Below are 13,835 nucleotides of genomic sequence, written 5' to 3'. Positions count from 1 at the left end.
GCAAGACCTATTACACTCGGTGGTGACACCCCGAGCGAAGGAGTGCTACGTGGCTGAGATGTCCGTGGAGCTGGTTGCCGTCGAGCGCCGGCTCTGGTCGGGTACCGCCACCTTCGTGGTGGCGCAGACCACCGAGGGCGAGATCGGCATCATGCCCGGACACGAGCCGGTGCTGGGCCAGCTCGTCGAGGGTGGCGTGGTGAAGGTGAACACGACGGACGGCGACGTGCTGACCGCCGCGGTGCACGGCGGATTCCTGTCCGTGACCGCGACCGGGGTGAGCGTGCTCGCGGAGAGCGCCGAGCTGTCCGACGAAATCGACGTGGCCGCCGCGAAGGCGGCCCTCAGCACCGGCGACGAGGCCGAGCGGACGAGGGCCACAGCCCAGCTCCGCGCGGCCGGACAATCGGTCTGAGCGGACTAGACGGGCAGGAGCCGGGCCGTGCAGATCGCTGTGGTGGTGCTAGTGCTCCTGATCGTGCTCGTCGTCGTGGTCGGCTGGTACGGCCAGCGGTGGATCCGGATGCGCCGCGGCGGCGGCGTCAGCGTGGCGCTGCGGTGGCGTCCGGACAGTCCCCGTTCGAGCTGGCACCTCGGCCTCGGCCGGTACGAGGGCGATAAATTCGTCTGGTATCGCGTATGGAGCCTGCGCACCGGGCCGGATCGCGTTTTCCAGCGGGAAAGCATGCAGATCGCGGACCGGCGGGACCCGTCCGGCTCCGAGGCGTACGCGGTGCCTGAGGGGTCGACGGTGCTGCGCTGCGAGTCCTCGGACCAGGAAGCGATCGAGATCGCGATGGGACCGGGTGCGCTGACCGGGTTCCTGTCGTGGCTCGAATCGGCGCCGCCGGGGCGAAGGCTGCCGCGAGCTTCATGAGTTTTTCAACCGGGCCGGTCATCGTGACGGGCCCGGTTTTTGTTTCTCGTGCAGCGGGTTCTCCGGCGCTACCCTGAGTGCATGGACGCCCGAGAACGGGAAGACCGCGCCCGCCGGTGGCAGACCTTGCCGAAGCCGGTGCGGCTTGAGGACCTGACTGTCGCCCAGGCCGTCGAGCCGGGCCGGGATTCGACGTGGGACGTCGATTACGAGCGTTACTGGGCCGCGCAGGAAACCAGCTGGGCCCGGTAGTCAGAGCCGGGCGGTGACGGAGCGGACGATCTCCGCGAACCGGTCCGGATGCTTCGCCCGCCGCTTGAGGCCGGATCGGATGATGCGCTGCGCGCCGTCGCCGAAGAAGTCCCACAGCTTCTGGTGCGCGAACAGGCAGGCGCCCCAGTCGGATTCACCGGACTGCAGGCACGTGTGGCAGGCGGAGGCCGCCAGCTGCTCGTCCGAGGAATGCCCGGACAGGACGACCCGCTTCCCGGCCACCTCTTCGACGGACCGGGCCAGGTCAGCTCCGACCGCGGCTGCGATGTACTTCTCCGGTGCCTGGGCGGTCTGCCCGTGGCCCGTGAAGTCCCGCGCCAGTTCCGGCAGGACCCGCGCGTAGCTCGACGGCCTGTCCGCGGATCAGCAGCAGCGCTGGCTTGTCACCGGCTGGGCCCCTGGCGTAGCGCAGCTTCGAACCGTTGAGCACCACGTCGTGTTCGGTGAATCCGGCGCGCCGGATGCGGGCAGTCGCCCAGTCGTACGTCTTGATGCCGCGATCAGCCGCCCGGCTGCCACAGCACGTCGCCTTCCGGATTGGCCAGCCGGGCGAGGATGAACAGCAGATCGGAGAGCCGGTTCAGGTACTTGGCCGCGATCGGGTTCGACGTGTCCGGCTCGGCCTCCATCAGCGCCCACGCGGACCGTTCCGCGCGGCGCGAGACGGTGCGCGCCTGGTGCAGGAACGCCGCGCCCGGGGTGCCGCCCGGAAGGATGAACGACGTGAGCTTCGGCAGCCGCTCGTTGAACTCGTCGCACCAGCCTTCGAGGCGTTCCAGGTACGCCTCGGTGATGCGCAGCGGCTCGTACGGCGGGTCTTCCTGGATCGGCAGGCACAGGTCCGCGCCGACGTCGAACAAGTCGTTCTGGATCCGGCGCAGCACGTCCGTGATCTCGTCGGGGAGCGCGCCGAGGGCGATCGCCAGGCCGAGCACGGAATTGGCCTCGTCGGTGTCGGCGTAGGCGGACAGCCGGGCAGAAGTCTTGGGCACCCGGGAACCGTCGCCGAGCGCGGTCGTGCCGCTGTCGCCGACCTTCGTGTAGACCCGGTTGATACGAACCACCATACGGTCGACTCTACCGGCCCGGGTTCGGGCAAAACTGGGCGAGAGGGCATGATTGGCGGCCATGAGCGAGCACTTCGACGTGCGTGGCGGAGCCCGGCTGGTCGGCGAGGTCGACGTGGTCGGCGCGAAGAACAGCGTGCTGAAACTGATGGCCGCGGCACTGCTGGCCGAAGGCACCACGACCATCACGAACTGCCCGCAGATCCTGGACGTCCCGCTGATGGGCGACGTCCTGCGCAGCGTCGGCTGCGAGGTGGAGATCGAGGGCGACACGGCACGCATCACGACGCCCGCGGAGCTGTCGCACCGCGCCGATTCGGCGGCGATGGGCAAGCTGCGCGCGTCGGTGTGCGTGCTCGGCCCGCTGGTCGGCCGTCTGAAGCAGGCGGTCGTCGCGCTGCCCGGTGGCGACGCGATCGGCCAGCGTCCGCTGGACATGCACCAGAACGGCCTCCGCAAGCTCGGCGCGACGAGCACCATCGAGCACGGGTGCGTCGTCGCGAAGGCCGAAACGCTGGTGGGCACCCAGATCTGGCTGGACTTCCCGAGCGTCGGGGCGACGGAGAACATCCTGATGGCGGCCGTGCTGGCCGAGGGCACGACGGTGATCGACAACGCCGCCCGCGAACCGGAAATCGCCGACATCTGCACGATGCTGATCGAGATGGGCGCGAAGATCGAGGGCGCGGGAACCTCGACGCTCACCGTCCACGGCGTCGAGCAGCTGCACCCGACCGAACACCGCGTGATCGGCGACCGCATCGTAGGCGCGACCTGGGCTTTCGCCGCCGCGATGACCCGCGGCGACCTGACCGTGCGCGGCGTGAACCCGCACCACCTCGACCTGGTCCTGGACAAGCTGCGCCTGGCCGGCGCGGAGGTGACCACCTACGACGACAAGGGTTTCCGCATCGTCCAGCCGGAGCGGCCGATCGCGGTCGACTGGGTGACGCTGCCGTACCCCGGTTTCGCCACTGACCTGCAGCCGTTCGCGGTCGCGCTGTCGGCGGTGTCCGAGGGCACGTCGATGATCACGGAAAACGTGTACGAGGCGAGGTTCCGCTTCATCGAGGAAATGATCCGGCTGTCCGGTGACGCCCGCACGGACGGCCACCACGCGGTGGTCCGGGGTGTGGAGAAGCTGTCGAGCGCGCCGGTGTGGGCGTCGGACATCCGCGCCGGGGCCGGACTGGTGCTGGCCGGGTTGTGCGCGGACGGGGTGACTGAGGTGTGGGACGTGTTCCACATCGACCGCGGGTATCCGCATTTCGTGGAGAACCTGAACCGGCTGGGTGCCCGGATCGACCGCGTGACGGGCGAGCCGGAACGGGCATAGACAAGGCCCGTATCCGGCCGACTACGAGGCGCTCGACGAAGAGATCTGCCGTGTCATCGAAATTGTCGACGGAGCGACAGTCCTGAACCCGGCCCCGCGCCGCATGCGCCAGCGAATTATCCGACGGCTGTCTTACGAACTTGAGGTGGCCTGCGGAAATGATCTCGTCGTGGAATTCGACGTCGACCTCCGGCTGCGCGATGTTCCGTTGCTGAACCGACGTCCGGCCTTGGTCGTTTACGACGCTGATCTGCCTGCCGAGTACGCCGCTGCCGGAATCCCGCAGTTCTGGAGGATCGAGAACACCACCGATGAGGTCGGCGGGCTCACTGTCTTCTCCTACCGGCTCGACGCGACCACTCATTCCTACGTGCCGACCGGCGCACACCAAGGCACTCTCCGTGTCGCCACTCCGGTCGAGGTGTCAGTGGAGCTGACAAGCCTGCTCTGAGCGGCGGTGGCTACGTGCTCAACGCACGTACCGCCATCTCCGTCTCCTGATCCAGACACCCGCCGCCCACCGGAACCCCGCGCACGATCAGCCGCGCGGCGGTCCGGGGGTGGAGAAGTTTGTCGAGCGCGCCGGTGTGGGCGTCGTCGTGGAGAACTTGAACCGGCTGGGCGTCCGGATCGACCGCGTGACGGGGGAGCCGGAGCGGGCTTGAGCGGCGGCTGCACCGCGGTCGCGATGCCGGGGGAAAGGCGCTTGCGTCCCGGCTTCGCGAGTTCGCGGTGTCAGGCCTCTTCCCAGCTAGGCCGTCCGGCCCGCAGCGTCCCGACGTGGTGGGAACGGTCGATCAGATGCGCGACGTCCGTGTGGGGATCGGCGTCGAGCAACAGCGCGTCGGCCACGGAGCCGACGGTGATCGTTCCCGTCTGCTGGCCGATCTTCTCGGCTGAATGCCGGGTGCCGGCCGCCAGGACCGCGGGCAGCGGCAGCCCAGCCTTCGCCAGCAGGTGCAGTTCTCGCAGCAGGGCGACGGGCGGGGTGGGCATCAGCATGGCCACGTCGCTGCCCGCGGTGATCTTCACTCCCGCGTCGTGCATCAGCGCCAGCGTGCGCATCGCGTAGTCGAGGCGGATGCGGGAGTCTCGCGCGGAATGCCGGGGGAACTCGTGGCCGTAGATGGGGCGGCTGGTGATCTGCGGGAGGTCCGCCTGCGTGGCGAAGCCGCCTTCGACCAGCTGCTGCAAGTAGCCGGCGTCGCCGTTGTACGCGAGCTGCTCCCAGGTGACCAGGGTGGGGCAGTAATAGGTGTTCGTCTCCGCCAGCAGCGCGGCGATGTCGCGAGCCTCCGCGGTGCTGCTGGGCTCCTGCGGCTGGAAGGCGTGTTCGATGCCGTCCGCGCCGGCTGCCACCGCCTCCTCCACGTCGATGCGTTCGTGGACGTGCACCAGGACGTTCTTGCCCTTCTCGTGCGCGGCCGCGACGATGGCTTTGAGGGCGTCCAGCGGCAGCTTGTCCGGTGCGCCGGGCTCGCCGTCGTAGATGCACTTGATGAAGTCGACCTGGTCCGCCAGCTCCAGCGCTTGCCGGTAGGCGGTGTCGGCATTGTCGGTCTGGCGAGCGATGGGGGCGCGTTTCGGATCGTCGAGGACCGGCCAGCCCTCGATCCCGGTGAACACCGGTCCGGCGAAGAACAATTCGGCAGCGGCGTCCGCGGCCTTGGCGCGGTAATCGCGGGCGGCGAGTTCGACGTCCAGCGGACCGCCGAGGTCGACCACGCTGGTCACGCCGACGTCTAGGTAGTCGGTGAGCAGCTGGGAAATGTACGCCGCGCGTTCGTTTTCGGGCTTGGAGAAGGCGTACCCGCCCAGGTGGGTGTGGCTCTCCCACAAACCCGGCACCAGGTAGCCGCCCCGCGCGTCGAGCACCGGACCCTCGTCGGCCGCGGGCCGTGCGTCCGCTGACGACCGGACGGCGCTGAATCTCCCGTCGCTCACCACTACTTCGGCGTCGGCGAGCGGGGTGGCTGACTGCCCGTCGAGGACGGTCACGTTGCGAATGATCACGGGTCTCTCCCTGTCTGCCGACCAAGATGCATAGGCACCTATGCGTTGCGAACGTATAGGAGCCTATGTAATTGGTCAATAGGATCCTATATACTTCGCGGCGTGAAGAACCCCCGGTTCGAGTCCGCGCCCGCGGCCTTGGTCAACCTCGCCTCGCGCGCGTTGTCCCGGGTCAACGACCGGCGACTGCGGCCGTTGGGGTTGACCTTCGCGCAGATGCCCGTCCTGGCGGCGCTGGGCAAGAACGACGCGCTCTCGCAGAAGGAACTGGCGGCGCTGGCCCGGATCGAGCAGCCGTCCATGGCTCAGTTGCTCGCCCGGATGGAGCGTGACGGCCTCATCCGGCGCACTTCCGCCGAACACGATCGACGGGTCAGCCTGATCTCGCTTACCGAGAGCGGGCGGGCAAAGCTCACGCGGGTGCGATCGGCACTGTTCGAGACCAATGATCAAGCGTTGCGAGGGTTCTCCGTCGAAGAAGCCGACCTTCTGGTGGATTTGCTGAAAAGGCTGGTCGCGAATCTCGAAGAAGTTCCGGAGCCGGACCGGCAGTCATAACCGGTTGGCGAGTCTCGCTATGCGCGCAACGCGCGCACCACCAGATCCGTCACCTGATCCAGATAATCGTCCCCCGCCGGAACTCCGCGCACGATCAGCCGCCAGTAGACAATCCCCGCGCCCATGTCCAGCGCCATCTCGATATCCGTGTCCGCCGGGATCTCGCCGCGCTCGATCGCCCTGGTGAACACCGCCCGGTTGATGGCCCGCCGGGGTCCGCCGATTGTTTCGCGGGCGAATTCGGCCATTGCCGGGTTTCGGCGGGCTTCCGCGATCAGCCCGGGGAAGATGCGCGAAAACCGCGGGTGCATGATCCATCCGTAAAGCGCTTCCAGAGTGGCCCGGATATCGCCGCGCAGGCTGCCGGTGTCCGGGTCCACGGCGCGCGCCAGGCTGAATTCCGCGATGACGGCGCCGATCATTTCGTCTTTCGACCGCCAGCGCCGGTATAACGCGCTCTTTCCGACCTTCGCGCGTTTCGCGACCGCTTCCATCGACAGCCTGCCGAAGCCGTGGTCGGCCAATTCGTCGATCACAGCTTCGGTGATGGCGTAGGTGACGTCGGGCTGCAGCACGGCAGCTCCGGTCGGCGTCCGGCGGGTCGTCATGCCGAGCAGCATAGCGTGTGGACGAGACGGTACCGTCCCGTGTACGTTGGCGTTGAGACGATACCGTCTCGTCCATTCCTGAGGAGGGGCTCGATGACACTCATCGATCACGCACTCGATCTGCTGGTCGAGCACGACATGGCCGGATTCGTGCAGCTGTTCGCCGAAGACGCTGTGACCGAGTTCCCGTTCGCCGCGCCGCCCTTGCCGAGTACCTGCGCGACTATCCGAACCTGCTCGACCACCGCGAGGTCGTCGCGAAGACCGTGCACCAGACGACCGATCCGGAGGTCTCGATCGCGGAGTTCGAACTGGCCGGCATCGCGGTCGCCACGCAGAAGCCGTACCGCCTGCGCTACGTCGTGGTCCTGACTGTCCGCGACGGCCTGATCCGCCGCTACCGCGACTACTGGAGCCCGCTCGCGGTGACCGATGTTCTCGGGGTGCCGGGTGTCTGACGTTCTCGTGCTCGGCTCGACCGGCACCACCGGCAGCCGCGTCGTGCGCGGTCTCGAAGCCGCTGGGGTACGGCCGCGCGCGGCGACCCGGAATCCGGTCAAGCCAGGCCAGATCCGGTTCGACTGGGACGATTCCGCGACGTACGGCCCGGCGCTGGACGGGGTCTCGGCGGTCTACCTGATCGCGCCGGTCGCGGCCGATCCGCAGCCGCTCGTCGAGGAGTTCCTCAAGCACGCGCCGGACGCGCGGGTGGTCTTGCTCAGTTCGTCCGCCGTGGACGAACACACCCCGGTGGTGGGCGGTCTGCCCGGCCTAGTCCGCCGTCAACCGGGCTGGGCGGTGCTGCGGCCGTCGTGGTTCATGCAGAACTTCACCGCCGGGAACCTCGTCGGCGACAGCGCCCGCGCGGGCCGGATCGTGACCGCGACCGGTGATGCGCGAGTGGCGTTCGTGGACGCGGGCGACATCGCCGCGGTCGCCGTCCGCGCGCTGCTCGACCCGGAACCGCACAACACCGACCACCTCATCACCGGCCCGCGCGCGCTCAGCTACGACCAGGCCGCCGAGATCGTCGGCAAACGGCTCGGCCATCCGGTCGTGCACGCGCCGGTTTCCACCCTGGAGTATCAGCAATTCCTGGTCCGAGACGGCCTCCCGGAGTCGTACGCCGAAATGCTCGCCTTGCTGGACGAGGCGATCCGCGGCGGTGCCGAGGACCGCGTGACCGACACCGTCGAGCGGGTCGCCGGACGGCCCGCCCGCGATTTCCGCACCTTCGCGAAAGAAGAGATCCAATGAAGCCGCTGCTGTTCGAAGACGACCCGCAATTCTGGTTCGAGACGCTGCTCGCGCTGGGCGAGATCGCCTACGGGGGCGCGGATTTCGGCGAGGTCATCGCGACCGCGTCGAACATCAAGTCCGGTGACTACGACAGCTGGCACGACGCGTGGCTCGCCACCGCCGAACGGCTCTACGCCGAAGCCGCCACGATGCACCCGGTCAGCGCGCGCGACGCGTACCTGCGCGCCTCGACGTATTACCGCCGCGCCGAGTTTTTCTTGCACGGCAATCCCGAAGACCCGCGGATCAACTACGCCTACGAGCGCAACGTCGAGTGTTTCCAGCGCGCCGTGGAGTCGATCGATAACGTCGAACGGATCGAAATCCCCTACGACGGCCACGTCCTGCGCGGCTACTTCTACCGCGCTCCCGGCGACGGCCCGAAGCCGCTTCTGGTGGTGCACAACGGTTTCGACGGCAGCGCCGAGGACCTGCACTTCATGGGCGCGACGGCGGGCCAGGAACGCGGCTACCACGTGCTCACCTTCGACGGCCCCGGCCAGCCCAGCGCCGTCCACCGCGACGGGCTGCTGTTCCGCCCGGACTGGGAGCACGTCGTCAGCCAGGTGCTCGACTACGCACTGGCCGACCCGCGGGTGATCCCGGACAAGGTCGCCCTGATCGGCTGGAGCCTGGGCGGGATGCTCGCGCCGCGCGCCGCCGCGTTCGAGCCGAGGCTGTCGGCTGTCGTCGCGGTGGACGGCCTCTTCGACGCTGGTGCGGTTTTCGTGGAGCAGCTCCCGTGGGACCGCGACGAACTCGTCCGCCGGGCGAACGCGCCGGAGGACCCCGAACTGGACGCCTTTCTAGCCGCCGCGCGGGAACAGAGCCCTACCGTTCGCTGGGCGTTGAGCCACGGCCGCTACGTCATGGGCGGCGCGACCGACCGCGAGTTCCTGGCGAAGTACCTCGAATACCACCTGTACGACGGCGTCGCCGAGCGCATCACGTGTCCGGCGTTGATCTGCGACGCTCCGGAGGACCTGTTCTTCACCGGTCAGCCGCAGCAGCTGTACGACCGGGTCAGCGGCCCGAAGAAGATGCTGAACTTCACCGCGGAGGAAGGCGCGGACGCGCACTGCCACGTCGGCGCGATGCGACTCGCGAGCGGCCGCATCTACGACTGGCTGGACGACGTGCTGCGGTGACGTCTCGTGAGCGGCTATGCCGGTTCTAACCGGCTGTTCTAACCGGCGCGGGTACTCACGAGGACTCGAGGGCCAGCGCCGCGCCGAACCCGACCAGCGCGGTGCCGGTCACCCCGTCCAGCGCGCGGCGGACCTTGCGGCGGCTGAGCCACGCGCGGACCCGGTGCACGAAGAACAGGAGGACCAGCAGCCAGATCGTGCCCAGCACGGCGACCGTGTAGGCGAGCAGCAGCGCGTCCCACGTCGTCGTGCGCACCGGGTCGAGGAACTGCGGCAGCACCGACAGGTACAGCACCAGCACCTTCGGGTTCGTGATGTTCGACAGGAACCCCTCGCGCCACCGCCGGAAGCCGCTGGTGCGCTTACGCTGGGTGTCGGCGACCGTGTCGTAGTTCCCGCGCCACGCGCCGCGCAGCGCCTGGAAGCCGAGGAAGAGGAGGTAAGCCGCGCCGAGCCACTTGAGCGTGAGGAACACCGGCTGCGAGCGGGCGATGACCACGCCGAGCCCGAGCGCCGCGGCAGTGCCCTGCACCGCGTTTCCGGCGAGGATGCCCGCGGTGGCCAGCAACCCGCCGCGCGCCCCGCCGGACAGCGCGTTCTTCAGCATCACCATCGTGTCCGGCCCCGGCGCGAGCACGATGAGGACCACGATCACCAGATAGCTGCCGTACCCGCTCCACGTCACGTCTGACCACGGTAGATCCCGGATCGGCCGACGTCTCGCGGATTTCCGTCACAGTGGTTCCGCCCGACCGGGCAACCCGGGCGAACCGGACGGCGTGCACTCTTCGGGAGCGAGGAGGGCGCTGTGTATCCACTGGCCGAAGGGGAACAACTGCTCTGGTCCGGGCGGCCGCGGCGCTACGTGCGCCGGTACGCGGACTATCACAATTACGTCGCAGCGGCGGTGACCTTCGGAGCGATCGCCGCGCTCGGCATCGGCGGCATCGCGATCTTCGAGGTGGATTCCGACATCTTCGCACTGTGGCCGGGCTTCTTCGGCGCGGCGATCGCGCTGATCGCTGAACAGAACCGGCAGCGGAGGGTGTTGTTCGGGGTGCTGACCTACTTGGTGACGGACCGCCGGATCGTCTTCGTCGCCGACCGTCCGGGCGGCATCGAGTTCCGCTGGGTGTGGTTTCCCGATCTGGAGGAGCCACAGGTACGCGACCACGGGGACGGCACCGGCACCGTCGGCTTCGCGGCGCCCATGCGCGTGCGGCTGCGCGCCCAGAAGTTCCAGGCGCGGTCGCTGCTCACGTCGATGGTGCCCGAACTGGTCGCGATCGAGGATCCGGAGCACGTCGCCGAGCTGATCGCGCGGAACGCTCCGCGCACCCCGGCCGCTGGGTAGAACCTGCTGGGTCTCTCGCTGCTGCGGACCGAATAATTCCGGCCGATCGGGCAACCCGCGCGAACCGGACAGCGTGCACTCTTCGGGAGCGAGGAGGGCGTCATGTACCCACTGGTCGAAGGCGAACAACTGCTCTGGTCTGGGAGGCCGCAGCGCTACGTGCGGCGCTATCGCGATTACCACTACTACCTCACGGTGGGGTTCCTGATCTTGTTCGCCGCGGGGCTGACCACGATTCTGAGTCTGAGTTACGGGGTCATGATCGGCTGGGTCGTCGTGTTCGTCCTGGCCGCCGCAACCGCGCACGAGCGAAACCGCGAGCGTCGCGCCTTTATCGCGGTGACGACGTACCTGGTCACCGACCGCAGGCTGATCTTCGTGTCGGAGTCGCCGCCCGGCATCGAGTTCCGCTGGATCCGGCTCAATGACCTCCGGCCGCCGCGGGTGCGCGACCACGGCGACGGCACCGGGACGATCGACTTCCACCCCACGGCCACCGAGTGGCTGCGCGACCAGAGCTACCGGTCGCGGCCCGCCTGGTATCCGATCCTGCCGGAGCTGATGGCGGTCCCGAGTGCAGCCCAGGTCGCCGAGCTGATCGCCCGGAACGCTTCGCGCGCCCGGGTCGTTGGATGAAACATGCTGCTGACCTTGCTGGGTCTCTCGCTGCCAGTCGCCACCATCGTGCTGCTGATCGTCGGCGGCTGGGAACTGCGGCGGAAGAAGAAGCCGTCCCGGCTCAAGGCGCGGATGTCCTCGACGTACCTCGACGAGGTCACCTCGTTCCTCTACGGCACCAAGCGCAACGAGCTGGAACACCGCGATTCGGTCGAGATGACTCTTGAGGAGGAAGCGCAGGGAGCGCCGCCGCTGGGTACCGTCGACCTCGACCGCGGGGTAGTGGTCGTCCGGCCCGGCGCGTCACCCGGGCGTGGCCGAATCCACTCCGCCGATTAAGTTACCGGCGGGTACACTCGGGCGGTCGTCTCGGCGAAGAGAGGTGCACCGTGCCGTACCCCACCGACCACGAGCGCGACCGGCCCTGGGTGATGCGCACCTATGCGGGTCATTCGTCCGCCGCCGCGTCCAACGAGCTTTACCGGCGGAACCTCGCCAAGGGGCAGACCGGGCTGTCAGTCGCCTTCGACCTTCCGACGCAGACCGGCTACGACCCGGACCACGTGCTCGCGCGCGGCGAGGTCGGCAAGGTCGGCGTTCCGGTGTCGCACATCGGCGACATGCGGCGGCTGTTCGACGGCATCCCGCTCGCCGAGGCGAACACCTCGATGACCATCAACGCGCCCGCGATGTGGCTGCTCGCGCTGTACGTCTCGGTGGCCCGCGAACAGGCCGAAGCCGAGGGCCGCGACGTCGACGAGGTGCTGGCCAAGCTCACCGGCACCACGCAGAACGACATCATCAAGGAGTACCTGTCCCGCGGCACCTACATTTTCCCGCCCGGGCCGAGCCTCCGGCTGATCACCGACATGATCGCGTGGACCGTGCACCACGTGCCGAAGTGGAACCCGATCAACATCTGCAGCTACCACCTGCAGGAAGCGGGCGCGACGCCGACGCAGGAGGTCGCGTACGCGCTGTGCACCGCGATCGCCGTGCTGGACGCGGTGCGCGACTCCGGCCAGGTCGACCAGGCCGACATGGAGAAGGTCGTCGCGCGGATCTCGTTCTTCGTCAACGCGGGCGTCCGGTTCGTCGAAGAGATGTGCAAGATGCGCGCGTTCACGCAGCTGTGGGATGAGCTGACGCGCGAGCGCTACGGCGTCGAAAACCCGAAGGCGCGCCGGCTGCGGTACGGCGTGCAGGTGAACTCGCTCGGGCTGACCGAGGCGCAGCCGGAGAACAACGTCCAGCGGATCGTGCTTGAGATGCTCGCGGTGTCGTTGTCGCGTGGTTCGCGGGCGCGGGCGATTCAGTTGCCTGCGTGGAACGAGGCGCTCGGGTTGCCGCGGCCGTGGGATCAGCAGTGGGCGTTGCGGATGCAGCAGGTGCTCGCGTTCGAGACGGATTTGCTGGAGTACGAGGACATTTTCGACGGGTCGCATGTGGTGCAGGCCAAGGTCGACGAGATCGTTTCCGGCGCTCGTGCGGAGATCGCGCGGGTGCAGGATCTCGGCGGCGCGGTGGCTGCCGTTGAGAGCGGCTATATGAAGTCGCAGCTCGTTTCGTCTCTCGCGGAGTATCGGCGGGGGATGGAGAACGGGGAGCGGGTTCTTGTCGGGGTGAACAAGTTCGAGACGACTGAGCCGTCGCCGTTGCAGGCGGAGGGTGCTAAGGCGATCGAGACTATTGATCCCGCGGTGGAGAAGGCCGCGGTTGCGGCGGTGGAGAAGTGGCGGGAGGAGCGAGATAACGCTGCTGTCGCTGCTTCGCTTGCCGCTTTGAAGGAGGTGGCTTCGACTTCGGGGAATTTGTTCGAGGCTACTGTGGAGTGTGCTCGGACTGGGGTGACTACTGGGGAGTGGTCTGGGGCGCTGCGCGAGGTTTTCGGGGAGTATCGGGCGCCTACTGGGGTTTCTGCTGCTGCGGCTGCTGGGCAGGGGGATCCTGGGCTGGAGCGGGTTCGGGAATTGGTTCGTCGCACTGAGTCCGAGATGGGCGAGCGCCTGCGGATTCTGGTGGGGAAGCCTGGGTTGGACGGGCATTCCAATGGGGCTGAGCAGGTTGCTGTTCGGGCGCGGGATGTTGGGTTTGAGGTTGTTTATCAGGGGATTCGGCTGACTCCGGATCAGATTGTCGCGGCTGCTGTGCAGGAGGGGGTGCACGTGGTTGGGCTGTCGGTGTTGTCTGGGTCGCATCTTGAGGTCGTGCCGTTGGTGGTCGACGGGCTGCGGGCGGCTGGGGCTTCGGATATTCCGGTGATTGTGGGTGGGATTATTCCGCCTGATGATGCTGACTTGTTGACTGAGCGGGGGATTGCTCGGGTGTTTACGCCTAAGGATTATGAGTTGACCGATATTATGGCTGGGATTGTGGAGTTGGTTCGGGAGCGGCATGGGTTGGGTGCTCGGTAGCTCGTCGCCTGGCGGCGACATTGCCTCGTTGGTTGCGTGGGGCACCCCGAAGCTGATTGTGACTACGGCGCGGAGGTGCTTGTCAAGGCGGGAAAGATGCCTTGACAAGCACCTCCGCGCCGCGTTTTTGGCTTCGTATCGGGGTGCGGGGGTGGTGTGGGTGCCTCGATTGTTGGGTGCGTCGGTTGCCTTTGGGTGGTGGTGGGGCTATCGCCCCAGCGGGGCGTTTGGTGCATTGAGGCGGGGGCGGGGCGTTGGTCCGTGAAGGGC

At 67.9% G+C, this 13,835-nt stretch carries 18 protein-coding genes; 13 read left to right on the top strand and 5 right to left on the bottom strand.

Features of this window, described 5'->3' with window-relative positions; genetic code table 11:
- Positions 1-49 precede the first annotated feature (49 nt).
- The 3 genes from D0D37_RS32780 to D0D37_RS46920 all read left to right on the top strand — a co-directional run bounded on the left by D0D37_RS32780 (position 50) and on the right by D0D37_RS46920 (position 1,129).
- Positions 50-415 carry a F0F1 ATP synthase subunit epsilon gene (locus D0D37_RS32780; RefSeq protein WP_009082582.1) on the top strand — a complete coding sequence of 122 codons (366 nt, stop codon included), beginning with the start codon at positions 50-52 and terminating at the stop codon, positions 413-415.
- A gap of 27 nt (positions 416-442) precedes the next feature.
- On the top strand, positions 443-877 hold the full coding sequence (locus D0D37_RS32775) for a DUF2550 domain-containing protein (protein ID WP_116204476.1): 435 nt from the start codon (positions 443-445) through the stop codon (positions 875-877).
- An 81-nt stretch (positions 878-958) separates the two neighbouring features.
- The gene (locus D0D37_RS46920; RefSeq protein ID WP_162834580.1) at positions 959-1,129 is read left to right on the top strand and encodes a hypothetical protein; all 171 of its coding nucleotides are present in this window, start codon (positions 959-961) and stop codon (positions 1,127-1,129) included.
- Here the strand turns inward: D0D37_RS46920 and D0D37_RS32770 are convergent, their stop codons facing one another.
- Positions 1,130-1,372: a hypothetical protein gene (locus D0D37_RS32770; protein ID WP_116204475.1), complete on the bottom strand. Its 243-nt coding sequence runs from the start codon at positions 1,370-1,372 to the stop codon at positions 1,130-1,132.
- Between the two features lie 278 nt (positions 1,373-1,650).
- Positions 1,651-2,217: a cob(I)yrinic acid a,c-diamide adenosyltransferase gene (locus D0D37_RS32765; RefSeq protein WP_116204474.1), complete on the bottom strand. Its 567-nt coding sequence runs from the start codon at positions 2,215-2,217 to the stop codon at positions 1,651-1,653.
- A 61-nt stretch (positions 2,218-2,278) separates the two neighbouring features.
- Between D0D37_RS32765 and murA the strand changes: the two genes are divergently transcribed.
- Both murA and D0D37_RS32755 read left to right on the top strand, forming a co-directional pair.
- A complete protein-coding gene (murA, locus tag D0D37_RS32760) occupies positions 2,279-3,553 on the top strand; it encodes a UDP-N-acetylglucosamine 1-carboxyvinyltransferase (RefSeq protein WP_116204473.1) in 1,275 nt (424 codons plus the stop codon).
- A 169-nt stretch (positions 3,554-3,722) separates the two neighbouring features.
- Positions 3,723-4,004 carry a hypothetical protein gene (locus tag D0D37_RS32755; protein WP_116204472.1) on the top strand — a complete coding sequence of 94 codons (282 nt, stop codon included), beginning with the start codon at positions 3,723-3,725 and terminating at the stop codon, positions 4,002-4,004.
- A gap of 284 nt (positions 4,005-4,288) precedes the next feature.
- On the opposite strand, the gene D0D37_RS32750 is transcribed toward D0D37_RS32755, so the two are convergent.
- Positions 4,289-5,566, bottom strand: a complete 1,278-nt coding sequence (locus D0D37_RS32750; protein WP_162834579.1) for an amidohydrolase family protein — start codon at positions 5,564-5,566, stop codon at positions 4,289-4,291.
- A 102-nt stretch (positions 5,567-5,668) separates the two neighbouring features.
- Between D0D37_RS32750 and D0D37_RS32745 the strand changes: the two genes are divergently transcribed.
- Positions 5,669-6,124, top strand: a complete 456-nt coding sequence (locus D0D37_RS32745; RefSeq protein ID WP_116204470.1) for a MarR family winged helix-turn-helix transcriptional regulator — start codon at positions 5,669-5,671, stop codon at positions 6,122-6,124.
- A 17-nt stretch (positions 6,125-6,141) separates the two neighbouring features.
- On the opposite strand, the gene D0D37_RS32740 is transcribed toward D0D37_RS32745, so the two are convergent.
- Positions 6,142-6,732 carry a TetR/AcrR family transcriptional regulator gene (locus D0D37_RS32740; RefSeq protein ID WP_208720258.1) on the bottom strand — a complete coding sequence of 197 codons (591 nt, stop codon included), beginning with the start codon at positions 6,730-6,732 and terminating at the stop codon, positions 6,142-6,144.
- 74 nt (positions 6,733-6,806) lie between these two features.
- On the opposite strand from D0D37_RS32740, the gene D0D37_RS32735 reads away from it, so the two are divergent.
- From D0D37_RS32735 to D0D37_RS32725, 3 genes are read left to right on the top strand one after another with little or no spacing between them, the layout of a single operon-like run.
- Positions 6,807-7,190, top strand: coding sequence for a nuclear transport factor 2 family protein (locus D0D37_RS32735; protein ID WP_341868002.1), 384 nt, complete (start codon positions 6,807-6,809; stop codon positions 7,188-7,190).
- Positions 7,183-7,989, top strand: a complete 807-nt coding sequence (locus D0D37_RS32730) for a Rossmann-fold NAD(P)-binding domain-containing protein (RefSeq protein WP_116204468.1) — start codon at positions 7,183-7,185, stop codon at positions 7,987-7,989. The genes D0D37_RS32735 and D0D37_RS32730 overlap by 8 nt, the downstream gene beginning before the upstream one ends.
- Positions 7,986-9,179: an alpha/beta hydrolase family protein gene (locus D0D37_RS32725; RefSeq protein ID WP_116204467.1), complete on the top strand. Its 1,194-nt coding sequence runs from the start codon at positions 7,986-7,988 to the stop codon at positions 9,177-9,179. The genes D0D37_RS32730 and D0D37_RS32725 overlap by 4 nt, the downstream gene beginning before the upstream one ends.
- Positions 9,180-9,234: 55 nt before the next feature.
- On the opposite strand, the gene D0D37_RS32720 is transcribed toward D0D37_RS32725, so the two are convergent.
- Positions 9,235-9,864 (bottom strand): LysE family translocator, encoded by a 630-nt coding sequence (locus D0D37_RS32720; RefSeq protein ID WP_116204466.1) that lies wholly within the window; start codon positions 9,862-9,864, stop codon positions 9,235-9,237.
- A 123-nt stretch (positions 9,865-9,987) separates the two neighbouring features.
- Between D0D37_RS32720 and D0D37_RS32715 the strand changes: the two genes are divergently transcribed.
- The 4 genes from D0D37_RS32715 (at position 9,988) to D0D37_RS32700 (ending at position 13,565) form a co-directional block, all read left to right on the top strand.
- On the top strand, positions 9,988-10,533 hold the full coding sequence (locus tag D0D37_RS32715) for a hypothetical protein (RefSeq protein WP_116204465.1): 546 nt from the start codon (positions 9,988-9,990) through the stop codon (positions 10,531-10,533).
- Between the two features lie 102 nt (positions 10,534-10,635).
- Positions 10,636-11,169, top strand: coding sequence for a hypothetical protein (locus D0D37_RS32710; protein ID WP_116204464.1), 534 nt, complete (start codon positions 10,636-10,638; stop codon positions 11,167-11,169).
- A gap of 3 nt (positions 11,170-11,172) precedes the next feature.
- Positions 11,173-11,490 carry a DUF6191 domain-containing protein gene (locus D0D37_RS32705; RefSeq protein WP_244223757.1) on the top strand — a complete coding sequence of 106 codons (318 nt, stop codon included), beginning with the start codon at positions 11,173-11,175 and terminating at the stop codon, positions 11,488-11,490.
- Between the two features lie 50 nt (positions 11,491-11,540).
- Positions 11,541-13,565, top strand: coding sequence for a protein meaA (locus tag D0D37_RS32700; RefSeq protein WP_116204463.1), 2,025 nt, complete (start codon positions 11,541-11,543; stop codon positions 13,563-13,565).
- Positions 13,566-13,835: the final 270 nt, after the last annotated feature.

The sequence above is a fragment of the Amycolatopsis circi genome (genome assembly GCF_003385235.1).
GTDB lineage: Bacteria > Actinomycetota > Actinomycetes > Mycobacteriales > Pseudonocardiaceae > Amycolatopsis > Amycolatopsis circi.
The sequence above is the reverse complement of the archived record's forward strand: the minus strand, read 5'-3'. Positions and strand labels throughout refer to the sequence as shown.

What these genes read in the sequence shown, in the direction of transcription:
- D0D37_RS46920 (WP_162834580.1), top strand. Translation starts at nt 959, where the DNA reads ATGGACGCCCGAGAACGGGAAGACCGCGCCCGCCGGTGGCAGACCTTG.
- D0D37_RS32765 (WP_116204474.1), bottom strand. Translation starts at nt 2,217, where the DNA reads ATGGTGGTTCGTATCAACCGGGTCTACACGAAGGTCGGCGACAGCGGC.
- murA (WP_116204473.1), top strand. Translation starts at nt 2,279, where the DNA reads ATGAGCGAGCACTTCGACGTGCGTGGCGGAGCCCGGCTGGTCGGCGAG.
- D0D37_RS32740 (WP_208720258.1), bottom strand. Translation starts at nt 6,732, where the DNA reads ATGACGACCCGCCGGACGCCGACCGGAGCTGCCGTGCTGCAGCCCGAC.
- D0D37_RS32725 (WP_116204467.1), top strand. Translation starts at nt 7,986, where the DNA reads ATGAAGCCGCTGCTGTTCGAAGACGACCCGCAATTCTGGTTCGAGACG.
- D0D37_RS32710 (WP_116204464.1), top strand. Translation starts at nt 10,636, where the DNA reads ATGTACCCACTGGTCGAAGGCGAACAACTGCTCTGGTCTGGGAGGCCG.
- D0D37_RS32705 (WP_244223757.1), top strand. Translation starts at nt 11,173, where the DNA reads ATGCTGCTGACCTTGCTGGGTCTCTCGCTGCCAGTCGCCACCATCGTG.